Annotated in this window: 11 protein-coding genes and 1 riboswitch; of the genes, 5 read left to right on the top strand and 6 right to left on the bottom strand. The window is 41.4% G+C overall.

What is annotated here, in order from left to right:
* Positions 1 to 312: 312 nt before the first annotated feature.
* The 6 genes from H5180_RS08225 to H5180_RS08200 all read right to left on the bottom strand — a co-directional run bounded on the left by H5180_RS08225 (position 313) and on the right by H5180_RS08200 (position 9,110).
* The gene (locus tag H5180_RS08225; protein ID WP_182758043.1) at positions 313 to 1,545 is read right to left on the bottom strand and encodes a cysteine desulfurase-like protein; all 1,233 of its coding nucleotides are present in this window, start codon (positions 1,543 to 1,545) and stop codon (positions 313 to 315) included.
* Positions 1,546 to 1,554: 9 nt separating this feature from the next.
* On the bottom strand, positions 1,555 to 2,187 hold the full coding sequence (locus H5180_RS08220; RefSeq protein WP_145238003.1) for a 2OG-Fe dioxygenase family protein: 633 nt from the start codon (positions 2,185 to 2,187) through the stop codon (positions 1,555 to 1,557).
* Between the two features lie 390 nt (positions 2,188 to 2,577).
* Positions 2,578 to 5,175 carry a bifunctional aconitate hydratase 2/2-methylisocitrate dehydratase gene (gene acnB / locus H5180_RS08215; protein ID WP_182758042.1) on the bottom strand — a complete coding sequence of 866 codons (2,598 nt, stop codon included), beginning with the start codon at positions 5,173 to 5,175 and terminating at the stop codon, positions 2,578 to 2,580.
* Positions 5,176 to 5,452: 277 nt separating this feature from the next.
* Positions 5,453 to 6,517: an OmpA family protein gene (locus H5180_RS08210; RefSeq protein ID WP_145237997.1), complete on the bottom strand. Its 1,065-nt coding sequence runs from the start codon at positions 6,515 to 6,517 to the stop codon at positions 5,453 to 5,455.
* Positions 6,518 to 6,984: 467 nt separating this feature from the next.
* Complete coding sequence (locus H5180_RS08205) at positions 6,985 to 8,400, bottom strand: YdiU family protein (RefSeq protein WP_182758041.1); 1,416 nt, start codon at positions 8,398 to 8,400, stop codon at positions 6,985 to 6,987.
* Positions 8,401 to 8,408: 8 nt separating this feature from the next.
* Positions 8,409 to 9,110, bottom strand: coding sequence for a DNA-3-methyladenine glycosylase I (locus tag H5180_RS08200; RefSeq protein WP_182732357.1), 702 nt, complete (start codon positions 9,108 to 9,110; stop codon positions 8,409 to 8,411).
* Between the two features lie 190 nt (positions 9,111 to 9,300).
* Positions 9,301 to 9,494: riboswitch (Lysine riboswitch) on the top strand.
* Between the two features lie 132 nt (positions 9,495 to 9,626).
* Between H5180_RS08200 and dapA the strand changes: the two genes are divergently transcribed.
* The 5 genes from dapA to H5180_RS08175 all read left to right on the top strand — a co-directional run bounded on the left by dapA (position 9,627) and on the right by H5180_RS08175 (position 14,925).
* Positions 9,627 to 10,511 (top strand): 4-hydroxy-tetrahydrodipicolinate synthase, encoded by an 885-nt coding sequence (dapA, locus tag H5180_RS08195; RefSeq protein WP_145237988.1) that lies wholly within the window; start codon positions 9,627 to 9,629, stop codon positions 10,509 to 10,511.
* 15 nt (positions 10,512 to 10,526) lie between these two features.
* The gene (locus tag H5180_RS08190; protein WP_182735693.1) at positions 10,527 to 11,267 is read left to right on the top strand and encodes a 2,3,4,5-tetrahydropyridine-2,6-dicarboxylate N-succinyltransferase; all 741 of its coding nucleotides are present in this window, start codon (positions 10,527 to 10,529) and stop codon (positions 11,265 to 11,267) included.
* On the top strand, positions 11,267 to 12,472 hold the full coding sequence (locus H5180_RS08185) for a PLP-dependent decarboxylase (RefSeq protein WP_182732355.1): 1,206 nt from the start codon (positions 11,267 to 11,269) through the stop codon (positions 12,470 to 12,472). Before H5180_RS08190 ends, H5180_RS08185 begins: the two co-directional genes overlap by 1 nt.
* 5 nt (positions 12,473 to 12,477) lie before the next feature.
* Positions 12,478 to 13,599 carry a succinylglutamate desuccinylase/aspartoacylase family protein gene (locus tag H5180_RS08180; protein WP_182718986.1) on the top strand — a complete coding sequence of 374 codons (1,122 nt, stop codon included), beginning with the start codon at positions 12,478 to 12,480 and terminating at the stop codon, positions 13,597 to 13,599.
* Between the two features lie 285 nt (positions 13,600 to 13,884).
* The gene (locus tag H5180_RS08175; protein WP_182758040.1) at positions 13,885 to 14,925 is read left to right on the top strand and encodes a phospholipase A; all 1,041 of its coding nucleotides are present in this window, start codon (positions 13,885 to 13,887) and stop codon (positions 14,923 to 14,925) included.
* The last annotated feature ends 20 nt before the right edge of the window (positions 14,926 to 14,945 follow it).

Below are 14,945 nucleotides of genomic sequence, written 5' to 3'. Positions count from 1 at the left end.
AGAAAGCGGTAAAACCGAGTCTTAATATGTAAATGGTAAAATGGCAGCGGAAAAAGGTAATAGGGAGATTGACACAGGGTAGTTTTATACTGTTCGTGGTGAGCGTAAGCCAGTAACGTGTAATAAATATATTTTAACGGGGTGGGGGTTATAGGAAAGCGCTGAGCAGTAATCGGTGCGCGGTCAGCGCTAAGCGGTAAGCGGTAAGCCAAAAATCTACTCAATTCAGATTTTATGTCAAGGCTTACCAAGCGCTCTGGTCGCTTAAAACTTACAGCTTATGACTTATAGCTCTAATTATAACTTATAGCTTTAAATCAGTTCATCAAACAAATCAAATAACTTATCTAGCTCTTCGATGGTGTTGTAGTGCATGCAACCAATGCGTACAACGCCGCCAGTATCCAATACACCCAATTGCTTGCATAAGCCCTGAGCGTAGAAGTTACCATCCCACACACATATATGTTGCTTACCTAAAAACTCAGACACCTGACGTGGCTCAAGCCCTGCAAAGGTTAAAGCAAAAGTTGGGGTACGTTCAGCTAAACGATCTAAATCATCAATACCAAATAGTTTGATCTTAGGATAGTTAACTAGTCGAGTAAGGAAGTACTCACTTAACGCCATTTCATGCTGTTTAGTTTTTGCAAAAGCAGAAGCTAATTTATCGCGGCGTGAATAGCTACTATCAAGCTCACTAATATCTGCAATGTAGTCAACAGCAGCAATTAAACCTGCGAGTGCTTCAAAGCTTTGCGTGCCGGTTTCCCAGCGCCCAGGAATAACATCTTTGGCAGGCTCGACTTTGTATGGTCTAAACTCTTCAAGGTGCTCACGCTTAGCGTACACCATACCTAAATGTGGGCCGAAAAACTTATACGCAGAGCAGGCCAAAAAATCACAATCAAGTGCTTGAACATCAATCAGCTCATGTGGCGCATAATGCACAGCATCCACATACACCAAAGCACCTACCCTATGAGCCATTTCAACAATACGTTTAATGTCGTTTATAGAGCCAGTAGTGTTTGATGCATAAGTAACGGCTACTAATTTGGTTTTAGTACTCAGTAAGCTTGTAAAATGCGCTAAATCTAAGCTGCAATCAGCTTCGTTAATCAATACAGTATTAACCTTTGCGCCTTTATCTTCTGCAGCCTGCTGCCAAGAGGATACATTTGAGAAGTGATCTGCATTGGTCACGATAATCTCATCACCCGCTTGCCAATCACGAGAAATCGCACGGCTAAAGCTAAAAGTAAGGCTAGTCATATTCGCACCGAATACAATTTGATCGCGCGATGGGGAATTAAGTAAATCAGCAGCCGCTTGGCGCGCATCAGCCATTAACTCAACGGTTTTTTCACTCGAAAAAAATGCACCGCCTAAATTCGAGTTGTAATAACCTAAATAAGCCGACATTGCACTCAAAACAGGCTGTGGCACTTGTGAGCCACCCGGGCCATCTAAAAATATTGGTGACTTACCAGCTACTTGCTGCATTAGGGCCGGAAATTGGCGGCGTAATTGTGTTAAGTTCATTGCTATTCCTTAAGCTGTCAGTACGAAGCAGTCAAGATAACCCGCTTTTGTGTCATCAATTTTATTCATCGGTGTTGCGTTATGCCAAACTTCACGGTCATTAATTAATGCAAACATACCGTCTTTAATTTCCATTTTAAAACAAGGCTCAGCTTGCTTATTTTCATACACCAACAACTCACCACCTTCTAAGTTTTCGTGCGATACACCACAAATACAAACGTGATCAAAGCCATCTTGATGAATACCTTCTGGCGCAGGCGGCGTATCACTTTCAATAGCAAGCATACGAAATTGATGAATTTCAATATCACGCTCTTCGCTAATACCGGTAATGGCACGAAACTCATTGACGATACTTTTCATCCCTTCGCTTGCCAATAAACTCGGCTCTAAATTTTCGTAAGTGCGCTCAACATTACCTTGGAAAGTATTGATTGAATCATCTTGCACAAATGCTTTTGTGGCTTGTAAAACAAGTTCATCATTTTGCACTTTAATTACTGAGTAACGGCGTTTACGAAACGCACCGTCGGCATACGGGTTAGCCGGAAGATTAGCAAACGATGGCTTAACAGCCTCAATATGAGCTTGGTTTACAAAGCGAAGTTGTAATAGGTTCTGGTTGTTTAATGCTGTCATAAAAATATCACCTAAAAAATAAGAGACTAACTCATAAATATTGAAGGGGATTTTAATGCAATTAGAGAGGATTTTTTGCGTCTTTACTTGATTAAAGTAAGGTTAAAGTAGAATTTTAAGATCTAAAATATCATCATAATGAAATTTTAATCTAACAACAAAATGACCAATGGAATTTCTATTTATAAACATCAACAACAAAAACACTTAAAGAGTCCAACTAACCTCATATTTATTTTTCAATCTTCAACTACAAGTTCAACTTAGTCGCAGGCTGGTAAGGTAGGTTGTAGCGCCACATTCTTAATGTTCAACTAAATACGAATAATATTTCAGCATCCCTAATAAAAAAGCCTGCTAAGCAGGCTGTCATATACAAACGAGTTAAAATTAAACAGCTTGTTGAATAATCACGTTGTCTGCTTTTTTAGTGTAAGCAGGCATGCGATGGAAGTTCAAGTAACGGTATGTATCTGATGCTGTTGCATTAATCTTCGCAGCATATTCTTGATACTCAGCAGATGTTGGTAATCTACCTAAAATTGCAGCGATTGCAGCAAGTTCAGATGAAGCTAAAAATACGTTTGCACCATTACCTAAACGGTTCGGGAAGTTACGTGTAGAGGTAGACACAACTGTTGCTTGATCTGCAACACGTGCTTGGTTACCCATACATAGTGAACAACCTGGAGTTTCGATACGTGCGCCAACACGACCAAAAATACCGTAATAACCTTCTTCTGTAAGTTGGTCTTTATCCATTTTAGTTGGTGGAGCAACCCAAAGCTGAGTCGGTAATTGACCTTTAAAGCCATCAAGCAACTTACCAGCAGCACGGAAGTGACCAATGTTAGTCATACAAGAGCCGATGAATACTTCATCAATTTTCTCGCCTGCAACATCAGAAAGAAGACGCGCATCATCTGGATCATTTGGTGCACAAAGAACTGGCTCTTTAATTTCGGCTAAATCGATATCAACTATATGAGCGTACTCAGCGTCTTTATCAGCTTCCATAAGTTCTGGGTTAGCTAACCACTCTTGCATTGCCGTAACACGACGTTCAATCGTACGTACATCACCGTAACCTTCAGAGATCATCCACTTCAGCATAACAATGTTTGATTCTAGGTATTCAGAAATAGATTCTTTAGATAACTTAACAGTACAACCTGCCGCCGAACGCTCTGCAGATGCATCAGATAATTCAAATGCTTGCTCAACAGTTAGGTGCTCAACGCCTTCAATTTCTAGTACTCGACCAGAGAATTCGTTAATTTTTCCTTTTTTCTCAACGGTTAATAAGCCTTGCTTAATACCGTAGTAAGGGATTGCATGTACTAGGTCACGTAATGTGATACCAGGCTGCATTTCGCCTTTAAAACGGACTAAAATTGATTCAGGCATATCAAGTGGCATTACACCAGTTGCTGCTGCGAATGCTACTGCACCCGACCCCGCTGGGAATGAAATGCCTAATGGGAAACGTGTATGTGAATCACCACCAGTACCGACGGTATCTGGTAATAACATACGGTTTAACCATGAGTGGATAATACCGTCACCTGGGCGAAGTGAAACACCGCCACGGTTCATGATGAAATCAGGAAGCGTATGGTGAGTATTTACATCAATAGGTTTAGGGTAAGCTGATGTATGACAGAAAGACTGCATTGTTAAATCTGCAGAGAAACCTAAACACGCTAAATCTTTAAGTTCATCACGCGTCATAGGACCGGTTGTATCTTGCGAACCAACAGTAGTCATTTTAGGCTCACAGTATTGACCAGGGCGAATACCTGCAACGTTACATGCTTTACCAACCATTTTTTGCGCTAGTGTGAAGCCTTTATCAGAAACTTCTGTTGCTGTTGGTACTTTAAATACATCAGTTGCACCCAAGCCAAGAGATGTACGCGCTTTGTCAGTTAAACCACGACCAATGATTAGTGGGATACGACCACCAGCACGAACTTCATCTAAAATTACCTCAGATTTAAGTTCAAAAGTAGAAATAATTTCATCAGTACCGTGACGCTTAACAACACCTTCGTAAGGGAAGATATCGATTTGCTCACCCATGTTAAGTTCATCAACATTTAATTCGATTGGTAATGCGCCTGAATCTTCCATTGTGTTGAAGAAGATTGGCGCAATTTTATTACCTAAACATACACCGCCAACACGCTTGTTTGGTACAAACGGGATATCATCGCCCATAAACCAAAGTACAGAGTTAGTTGCTGACTTACGAGAAGAGCCAGTACCAACAACATCACCTACGTAGGCAAGTGGTAAGCCTTTCGTTTTTAATTCTTCAAGTTGTGTAATTGGGCCAACTTCACCAGCTTTATCAGGTGTAATACCGTCACGCTCAATTTTTAGCATTGCTAAAGCATGCAATGGAATATCAGGACGTGACCATGCGTCTGGCGCTGGTGATAAATCATCAGTATTTGTTTCGCCAGTTACTTTGAATACCGTAACTGAGATTTTTTCAGCAACCGCAGGTTTATTGGTAAACCATTCTGCAGCAGCCCAAGATTCAATAATTTGCTTAGCGTATTCATTACCCGCTTTTGCTTTTTCTTCAACGTCATAAAATGCATCAAACATTAATAACGTATTTGCAAGACCTTTAACAACGATTGGCGCAAGCGCTTCTTCGTCAAGTAGCTCAATCATGGGGGCGATGTTGTAACCGCCAAGCATTGTGCCTAATAGTTCAGCTGCTTTTTCTTTTGAAATTAGTGGTGAAGTTGCCTCACCTTTAGCAACTGCGGCTAAAAAACCAGCTTTGATGTAAGCTGCGTCATCCACACCTGGCGGCACGCGATTTACTAATAAGTCTAAAATAAACTCTTCTTCACCTGCAGTTGGTGTTTTAACTAGCTCGATAAGATCAGCCGTTTGCTGAGCATCCAATGGCGCTGGTACGATACCTAACGCGGCACGTTCTTCTACGTGTTTACGATAATCTTCTAGCACAATATTGCCCTCTTGGTGACGTGAAAGTATTCAGTAATACGCGTTCTCGCGAAAAATTACTCAATACTTATAGTATTCTGACGATTAATTATAAAGCTTTTAAATATAGATGAAAGTCCATGCAATCAAGCAAAATTTTATACTCACTATAAATACTATGAATAGTCAAAAAGGAAAACACCATTCACATGAATGTTAATTAACTGCGAATCATTACTATTTTATTAGGCATAAAAAAACCCAGCATATTGCCGGGTTTTTAATAAATCAAATGCTATTAACGCTCAACTTTCACGCGTTCAATTGACTTAATGTGTGCTTCTACACGACGGTTTTCCGCGTGTGCAGCAGGTGTGTTGTCTGTATTTTTAAGACGCTCTTCGCCTAGACCAACAGTAGTAATACGATCTGCAGCAATGCCATCAGCAATTAGCTTAGCAGCAACTGCATCAGCACGCTTTTTAGATAACCACTTGTTGTAATCTGCTTTACCAACAGCAGAAGAATGACCTTCAAGTAATACTGTTGTATCTGTGTGCTCTTTTAAGAAGCCTGCAACTTTTTCAATACCGCTGTCATATTTGCCAGCAACAACCGACGCATTGTTAGGGAATGTTACTAACAAGCTCTTAGTTACTTCACGGTCTTCATATAGAGTACAACCTGTTCCATCAACAGCATCTGTCATTGGTGTGTTTGCACATTGGTCATCTGCATCAGGGATGTTATCACCATCGCTATCAACAGGAGCAACCGCTACAGGTACTACTGTAGCTGGAGCTGGAGCAGCTTTAACTGGCTCAGCTGCTGAACTTTGCTTACCAAATAAATAGCTAAGGCCAAGTTTAGCACCTACATCTGTGTAACCACGGTCAAGGCCTTGGTAAATAGATGTTTCAGCATTAAATGCGAAATTATCAGTGAAATAATGTTGGTAACCAGCACCCACATTAGCAAAAGTTAGGTTTTCTGTAATATCGATTTGTTTAAGACCGAAAATACCATAGAAAGGGCCGCCGTTGATGTGATAAAGACCATCAATACCTAAACGATCGCCGTCCATGCTTGTTGCGTTCATAGCAGGATTTACATTTGAAATGTCAAAATCCATATCAGCATATTCTAAGCGCGCGCTCCAGTAATCGTTAAAACGATAACCAATTTCCGCACCCCAACCAGTTGAATCATCAACGTTAGTACCTGCGCTACCACGGACATTTTCCCATGAAGCATCATAATAATCGCCAAAAGCACCGATAAAGAAACCTTCTTTTTCAGCCGCGAAGCTTGAAGCGCTAGTTGCAGCTAGTGCTAAAGCAATAGTAAGTGATTTTAATTTCATTGTTTCCTTCCCATTTTCACAATTAAAATTGTAGCTAAGAAACCCTAGCTCAATAAGTTTGATTACAGAGTACCGTATCTTTAGTTAATCATTACTTAACAAAAACGTTTAAATGCATATATTTTGCAATTTAAATATTTATTAGAATAAAGCGCTCTACATTATAGTTCAGATAAAAGACTTTACCTAACTTACACATACATCGATTGTCAGCATTGTAATTGCTATCACTACTATTTCAGAAACAACGTTTCCAATATATTTGGCTTTAAAAATTTAAATGCTGAAGTTAATGGGTGCATTATATTGGTTAATTTTAAATCAACAAGTAGCTAAGCATATTTATTTCTTATAATTATTAATAAATAACAGCTTTTAACTAAAGATCTGGATGAATAAGTAGCATCAATTCGTTCGTATCCGTTCAATTTACGAACAGCGACAAATAACAATAATTGATGCTGTTATTATGTACCACAAAATGTTTGGTAATTAGTGTCCATATCGACAGGCGGTGAGTACCAAAATGCAGGGCTTGCCAACAATTGGTAAGGCGACCTCAAGGCCGTTAAATATTCATCTAACATGCTGCTTTCACCAGTACTTTCATACTGCTGTATTATGCTTTCAACGATATGATTACGCGGGATCAAGCGTGGGTTGGCTTGGCGCATCAGCTGATAGCTTTGCGTATTTGTTCTGGCTAACCACTTAATAGACCAACCAGCCAAGTCACTCGGAATAGCAGTCTGACCTTGCAGTGATTCTGTTAAGGAGTCAAAAGTATTGGTGTAATCAAGCTGATGAGTTTTCAGTAAAGTTAATAACTCGGATACTAATTCAGCATCACCATCTTGATGACCATCAAAGCCCAACTTTTTCGCCCACATCTGTGTAAAAGCTTGATGAAACTGCTCAGCAAAACCATTTATTAATGGGCTTAGTAGCTCAACAGCCTGCTCTTCGTCATCGCTAATTAAAGGAATTAAACTTTCAGCTAAACGTGCACAATTCCAATTAGCAATATTAGGTTGATTGCCAAAAGCATAGCGGCCTTGGCGATCAATAGAACTAAATACAGTATCAAAATCAAACTGATTCATCATTGCACAAGGGCCATAATCGATGGTCTCACCACTGACGAGCGTATTATCAGTATTCATTACTCCATGAATAAAACCAACGCGCATCCAGCTAACAATCAGGCTAACTTGCTTTTCAATCACCGCAGTTAAAAATGCCAAATAACGCGCAGAGCCCGTAGACTTTATCTCAGGATAATGACGCTCAATAGCTAAATCAGCTAAAGTTTTTAAACCAGTAACATCACCTTGCGCAGCTAAATACTGAAACGAACCGACACGTATATGACTACTAGCAACGCGGGTAACAATGGCTCCTTGTTGTGGTGGTTGACGGTAAACTGTTTCACCACTGGCAACAACTGCCAAACAACGTGTCGTCGGTATGCCAAGCCCGTGCATTGCCTCACTCATTATATATTCACGTACCGCAGGACCGATTGCGCAACGGCCATCACCTCCTCGTGAAAATGGCGTAGCACCAGAACCTTTGAGTTGAATGTCCCAAAGCTGTTGCTGCTGATCAGTGACAGCCCCTAATAAATGTGCTCGCCCATCACCTAAACGCGGTGAAAAATGTCCAAATTGATGCCCTGAGTAACCTAATGCCACAGCAGCAACATCGCTGTTATTAAGATTACCAGAAAAAATTACCGCACGTTCTGATGTGGCAACCTCAATATTAAACTGCCTAGCTAACGTATCGTTCCACAGCAGTAAGTTTGGAGCAATAACAGCACTTGGCTGATCAGCCACAGCAAAATCATCAGCAATCTGGGTGTAACGAGCAACTAATTTCATAGTATTCCTTAGGCTTGGGTTGTTTGTATGCCAACGCGATTATCGCCCACGCTGTATGCAACTAACAAACTGAGCTCTTGAAGGCTTAATCCGCTTTGTTGCTGCAATTCATTAAAAAAATGTTGAGCGCTGGTAAGTGACTTTTTAGTTTGTAAACCGCCATCAATTATCTTATGAGCACGGAGATAACTTTCTACATCACGCGAGAATAAAAAAGTGTCTTTCCCTAAGGTTCGCAATGCATAAGGGCCGGTGTTACCACCTAAACGCGCACCATGCTTTTTTAAATACCCCCACAAACCAATAATATCGTCGCTCGGCCAATCTGCAATAAACTGACTAAAACTGCCATGTTCACTTGCCACTTCATGGATCATATACGCATTTTCTGGGATCGTTTGCACTTTTTTAAAGTTACGAACGATTCGCTCATCGGTGGCTTTTTGCTCAAGCATATCTGGCGGCATCATTAATAATTTAGCCACACTAAAATCCCAAAATACTTCCCGAAAACCTGGCCATTTATTGTTGATCACTGACCAATAAAAACCACTTTGAAAAATTTTGCGGGTAAACTCTTCAAGCCATGCATCATCAGGTAAAGCAGTTAATTGCTTTGCATTTTGAGGGGCAACAAGTAAGTGCTGTAACATTACTTCGCTACCTTTTCGCTGTGCCGCTCGTTGATATATATCTTGAAATTTTTCCATTACTCACTACCACTGCTTGTTATTACGCTTACTGTAACGCTATTTACGTTGTAAAAAAATGTCAGGAGCACATTGCAGCTAAAAATAAACTTAAAAATATCCAGCCTTGACACCTAGACGGCTAAAATGCTTTAATCTTCCGTATTACCCCTATTAAAGGTGTGAGTTTTAAACGATAAAACTTACACCATGGGCTAGAAGAGGTGCGTTATTCAGGTAACGTATGTGAGGAGCACACACTCCAGTGATCATACGTGAGGGGAATTAACGCCGAGAAGTAACACTTTTTGTGAAGTTTTACTTCGGGCGACTGGGTTGAATCCCAGCGACTGTCACCAATAACAGCTTGGCTGTTAAAATATTTGGTGGAGAGCTTCTGGTCTTAGCGTAATAAGGCCATAGCGCCCTATTATATTAAGCCCATTCGCTCTTCGAATTATTAGTTCGAACGACGTTAATGTGGCTCCAATCATAAAAGCTTATTAACTCCTCGAATCACTTATAAGTTCGTGAGAGATGATCAATAACTTCAATTTAAATGACTACCCTTTGTGGACGGCACTCGTCACGCCATTTACTGACGCTGGTGAAGTCGACTATGCCACTCTTGATCAGTTAGTTGCACAGCAGCAAGTGGCTAACAATGGTATTTTATTACTTGGTAGCACTGGCGAAGGCCTCGCACTAACACTCAAAGAGCAACAAGCGATTGTTGAACACGTGTGCCAATTAACGCCAACAGTACCACTGATGGTTGCAGTAGGCGGTATAAACCTAAAGCAACAAATTGCCTGGGTTGAATACTGTAATCAGTTACCCATTCATAGCTATTTACTGGGCACTCCCTTATACGCTAAGCCCGGCGTAGTAGGCCAAACACATTGGTTTGAAAGCTTACTTAATACCAGTAAACATCCTTGCATGCTTTATAACGTACCAGGGCGCAGTGCTGTTGATATTCCATCGGCCGTAATTAGCAACTTAAAAGACCATAAAAACTTGTGGGCACTCAAAGAAGCCAGTGGCGACATTGCTAAATTTGAAGGTTTTAGAAAAGTCGCACCTAATTTAGCTATTTTTAGCGGTGACGATGCACTGATGCCTTACTTTGCCCAGGCTGGCGCAAAAGGTTTAGTCTCTGTGGCTGCTAATGCATGGCCTGTGCAAACCCATGAGTTTGTAAAACGAAGTCTCAGCGGTCAACACCCCAATTTATTTGCCGACTGGTCACAAGCCATTCAAAGCTTGTTTGCTGTCGCAAACCCTATCCCCGTCAAAGTATTGATGCATTTACAAGGGCGAATTAACAGCCCGTACTTACGTCCACCTTTGACGCATCTTGAGTTAACGCAAACTGATTGTATTAACAACGCAAACAACACCATTTTATCTTGGCATTAAATACAGGTTTTTATAATGAGCTGGTTAGAACTACTAAATAATTTAGAATCGGGCGCAGTGCGCGCAGCAACACAAGACGACAACGGCCAATGGCATGCTAACGTTGCAGTAAAACAAGGTATTTTAGAAGCGTTTAAAAATGGCACTAATACCGAATTTCCAGGTGGCTTTGTTGATAAACACAATTTAGCACCACAAGGTTTTGCAGCCGATGCAGGAGTGCGTATGGTACCTGGTGGCTCAAGCGTTCGCCGTGGCGCACACGTTGCTAAGGGCACGATTATTATGCCACCAGCATATGTAAACATTGGTGCGTTTATCGATGAAGGCACTATGGTTGATAGCCACGCGTTAGTGGGGTCGTGTGCGCAAGTAGGTAAAAATGTACATTTAAGCGCTGCAGTACAACTAGGCGGTGTACTTGAACCTATTGGTGCAAGCCCGGTGGTGGTAGAAGACGATGCATTCATCGGTGCAGGTTGCGTGATTGTTGAAGGCGTAGTAGTGAAAAAAGGCGCGGTGCTCGCACCAGGTGTACGCTTATCAGCAACTATTCCAGTTTATGACTGTGTTAATGAGCGCCAGCTGGCTAAAGGCGAGCCTATTCCTGAATACGCGATTGTTATTCCAGGCTCTCGTCCAGCTTCTAATACTTGGGCCCGCGAGCAAGGATTAAGTATGTCGTGTGCATTAATTGTAAAATACCGTGATGAACAAAGTGATGCATCATTGCTGCTTGAAGAGGTTTTACGTTAATGAGCTTTTTGAGCACGCCAGTTAAAACCGCCATTGATGAGCTATCAACTACGCTTGATACACCATTTTTTATTTACGACCTTGATACATTAAACGCACACTTAACGCGATTAGTGGCGCAAACTGAGGTAAAACTGTGGTATGCCGTAAAAGCTAATCCATTATCTAAAGTCATTCAAAGCTTAGATAACGTGGGTTTTAACTTTGATGTAGCAAGTAAAGGCGAACTTGAGCAAGTTCTGGCACAAGGTATTAACAGCGAGCGCGTGCTCAATACAGGGCCTGCCAAAAGCCCAAAACAAATTAAACACTTTATTGCGCGCGGCGTACGTACCTTTGTTGCCGAAAGCCTTAATCAAGTACGCTGGCTTAACGAGCAAGCAAGCTTACAAAACTGTCAGTTACAGGTATTACTGCGAGTGCAATTACGCTGGCCTGAAGGGGAAAAAAACCCACTTGGTGGCGATAGCCTTACTCCATTTGGTTTAGGTTGCGATGAATGGCAAGCGCTAAATACTAGCGACTACCCAGCGCTTAGCTTTGATGGCCTGCATATTTTTCAATGGGGCAACATGCTCAGCAGCGACAAGCTAGCTGAACTTTGGTCACAAATGATTGCACCGCTAACAAAGCTTGCCAACGACTTAGGTATTCACTTAAAAGTACTCGACTTAGGCGGTGGTTTAGGTATTCCTTACACTCTTGATGCACCAACCTTAAGTTGGGATGCGCTCATTGATGCATTAGCTGACATTAAGAATGCCGCAGGCGTACAAGAACTCTGGATGGAGCTTGGCCGTTATGCTGTGGGCGAATGCGGTCATTACGCAACACCTGTCGTTGAGCGAAAACTTAACTATGCCCAACAACAAGTGATCTTAAGCGGCGGTATTAATCATTTATTGCGCCCTGCAGTCACCAGCCAAGATTTCCCGGCACGATTATTACGAGACTCAACTGCTGCATACCAAACTATGAGCTTATATGGGCCATTATGTACAGCACTTGATTGCTTAGGTGAACACCAATTACCTAGTGATTTAAATGAGCAAGACTGGCTGGTGTTTAGCCAATGTGGCGCGTACGGCTTTACCGAAAGTATGCCGTATTTTTTATGTCATGAGCTAGCCGCTGAATACACATTACAAAATGGCGAGCTTAACTGTATTCGCACAGCTGAAGATGCCAGCTACTACTTAAGGTAATTGAGATGAGTACGACTAAAGCTATAAGCCAAGAAAACATAGTAGTTGGTGAAGTTGCCAACGGCCTACCGCTCACAATTCCTGTCTATCGTTTAAAAGGCGATGGCACTGGGCCAAGTGTGTATGTGCAAGCTAATATGCACGGTGCAGAAGTACAAGGCAATGCGGTTATTTACCAATTACTTGAGCAGCTTAAGCATCTTGAACTCAAAGGCGATATCACCCTGGTGCCTTACGCGAACCCAATTGGTTGCAATCAAAAATCGGGCGAATTCACCCTTGGTCGTTTTGATCCAATCACCGGCACCAACTGGAACCGCATGTATCACTGCAATAGTAAGCTCGCGAGCCAATTTGCTGAGCAATATAGTGATGCCGATGAGCAAACCTTAAAAAGTGAGTTTAAAGCCGCACTGATTGATGAAGTAGACCAACAACTAAGCGGTCCAGCTTATCGCCTAACTACAGGCAAACGCATTGCACTTAACTTGCAAAAGTTGGCACACCAAGCTGATATCGTGCTCGACTTACACACAGGCCCCATTTCGAGTCAGCATTTATATTGCCCAGATTATGCCAAGGCCAGTGCCAACTACTTTAATATTCCTCATGTATTAATCATCCCTAATGATTTTGCAGGAGCAATGGATGAAGCAAGTTTTTGCCCATGGTGGCAATTAACCGAGGCATTAGCTCAACAAGGGCGTGAATTTAATGTTCAAGTTGAAGCTTTTACGGTCGAACTCGGCAGCCAAGAAAAAATCGATTTAACTGCGGCCCTTGATGATGCTAATAGTATTTTAAGTTACCTAAATCATAAGCAGGTATTCGTTGATGCCCCCTATCAGCCAAAAGTAATGAAGCGCTACGGCTGTGATTTAAATGATTACCTTGCTTACTATGCACCTATGGGCGGCATGGTTGAGTATATAGCGCCACTTGGCGGCCATATCAAAGCTGGCGAGCCGATTGCTAGAGTATTGCGAATGGAGCGCTACCTCGCAGAGCAACCATTACAAACCCTAACACTTGATTGTGACGCCATCGCGATTTTGCATTTTGCTTCAGCAAGCGTAAACCAAGGCACCGAACTATATAAATTCTTTACTAACGTATTTGAGCTTTAATTTTTATATCAAGCTCACCCCTTCTCATTGCGTGAGAGCACGATTATCCAATTGGAAAAAGTGCATCGAACAAGCGGCTTCGGCCGCTTTTTCTTTGTATTTATGATCGAAAAGCGCCACAATCACGTAAGTTCAGTAACAATTCACTGATATTCAGTTACAGTAAATGCTGGATAAATGTATGGGATAGGTATCTTAGTCGTTTTATGATACTGAAATTAGCCTATTCTCATTTACGAAAAACACAATAGCTACTCTCTATTTGATTTTATCAAAGGAATAATAATGACTTGGCACTATGGGATCCTATTTACTGCACTATTATCAAGCACTGTATTCGCACAATCAGAATCAACAGCAAAAACCAACGAGCAAGATGATGATGTCGAGCTAGTAAAGCAATGTATTTTAAATGAGGCAATTGGCGGGGCTGGCGAGATGACGCTAGCACAACTGCGTGAAAAATGCTCATCACTTGATGAAAGCAAACAACTTACCGCACTCGATAAGCGCCAAGCACGCGAAGAAGTAAGTAAAGAAAACCGTAATGTTATTACCCCACACAAACGTAACTACATTTTACCTGTTTCTTATGTATCCCACCCAAACAATAGCTCGTTTGAAGCGTATGACGAACTAACCGGTGAAAAACAAGATGAACCACTCGATAACTTAGAAGCAAAATATCAGCTTTCAATTAAGGTACCTATTTTCGATGATTTTTCTGATGAAGACCAGGCTATATTTTTTGCCTTTACATTACAGTCATATTGGCAGCTTTATAACAAAGAAAGCTCCTCACCATTTCGTGAGACCAACTATGAGCCAGAAATTTTTTGGGTTAATTATTTAGATAAGAAGCACGTTCCATGGGGCGACGAAATGGCAGTAGTCCTTGGTATTTCGCATCAATCTAACGGTAATAGTCAGCCTCAGTCGCGCTCATGGAACCGTATTTATGCAAACTTTTTGTGGGAAAACGATGGCTATGTGTTTAGCTTTAAACCTTGGTACCGTATTTCAGAAAGCGAGAAGGAAACGCCATTAGATCCAAGAGGTGATGATAACCCTGATATTTACAAATACATGGGTTACTTTGAATTTAGCGGTGCATATCGACTTAATGATCATGAATTTAGTTTTATGACCCGCAATAATTTAAATTCAGATAACCGCGGTGCAATTCAGCTTGATTGGTCATTCCCATTATGGGGCCGAGTTCGCGGTTACGCCCAATACTTCAACGGCTACGGTGAAAGTTTAATTGATTATAACGCTGACATAGAACGTATTGGCGTGGGTATATTATTAACTGATTTACTATAAAAAAAGGCCAAGCAATTGCT

The organism is Pseudoalteromonas sp. SR41-4 (assembly GCF_014163985.1).
GTDB classification, from domain to species: Bacteria; Pseudomonadota; Gammaproteobacteria; order Enterobacterales; family Alteromonadaceae; genus Pseudoalteromonas; species Pseudoalteromonas rhizosphaerae.
Note: the sequence above shows the minus strand (reverse complement) of the source record. Positions and strands in the feature narration are given on the sequence as shown.

What these genes read in the sequence shown, in the direction of transcription:
- H5180_RS08225 (WP_182758043.1), bottom strand. Translation starts at nt 1,545, where the DNA reads ATGAACTTAACACAATTACGCCGCCAATTTCCGGCCCTAATGCAGCAA.
- H5180_RS08220 (WP_145238003.1), bottom strand. Translation starts at nt 2,187, where the DNA reads ATGACAGCATTAAACAACCAGAACCTATTACAACTTCGCTTTGTAAAC.
- H5180_RS08210 (WP_145237997.1), bottom strand. Translation starts at nt 6,517, where the DNA reads ATGAAATTAAAATCACTTACTATTGCTTTAGCACTAGCTGCAACTAGC.
- H5180_RS08205 (WP_182758041.1), bottom strand. Translation starts at nt 8,400, where the DNA reads ATGAAATTAGTTGCTCGTTACACCCAGATTGCTGATGATTTTGCTGTG.
- H5180_RS08200 (WP_182732357.1), bottom strand. Translation starts at nt 9,110, where the DNA reads ATGGAAAAATTTCAAGATATATATCAACGAGCGGCACAGCGAAAAGGT.
- dapA (WP_145237988.1), top strand. Translation starts at nt 9,627, where the DNA reads ATGATCAATAACTTCAATTTAAATGACTACCCTTTGTGGACGGCACTC.
- H5180_RS08190 (WP_182735693.1), top strand. Translation starts at nt 10,527, where the DNA reads ATGAGCTGGTTAGAACTACTAAATAATTTAGAATCGGGCGCAGTGCGC.
- H5180_RS08185 (WP_182732355.1), top strand. Translation starts at nt 11,267, where the DNA reads ATGAGCTTTTTGAGCACGCCAGTTAAAACCGCCATTGATGAGCTATCA.
- H5180_RS08180 (WP_182718986.1), top strand. Translation starts at nt 12,478, where the DNA reads ATGAGTACGACTAAAGCTATAAGCCAAGAAAACATAGTAGTTGGTGAA.
- H5180_RS08175 (WP_182758040.1), top strand. Translation starts at nt 13,885, where the DNA reads ATGACTTGGCACTATGGGATCCTATTTACTGCACTATTATCAAGCACT.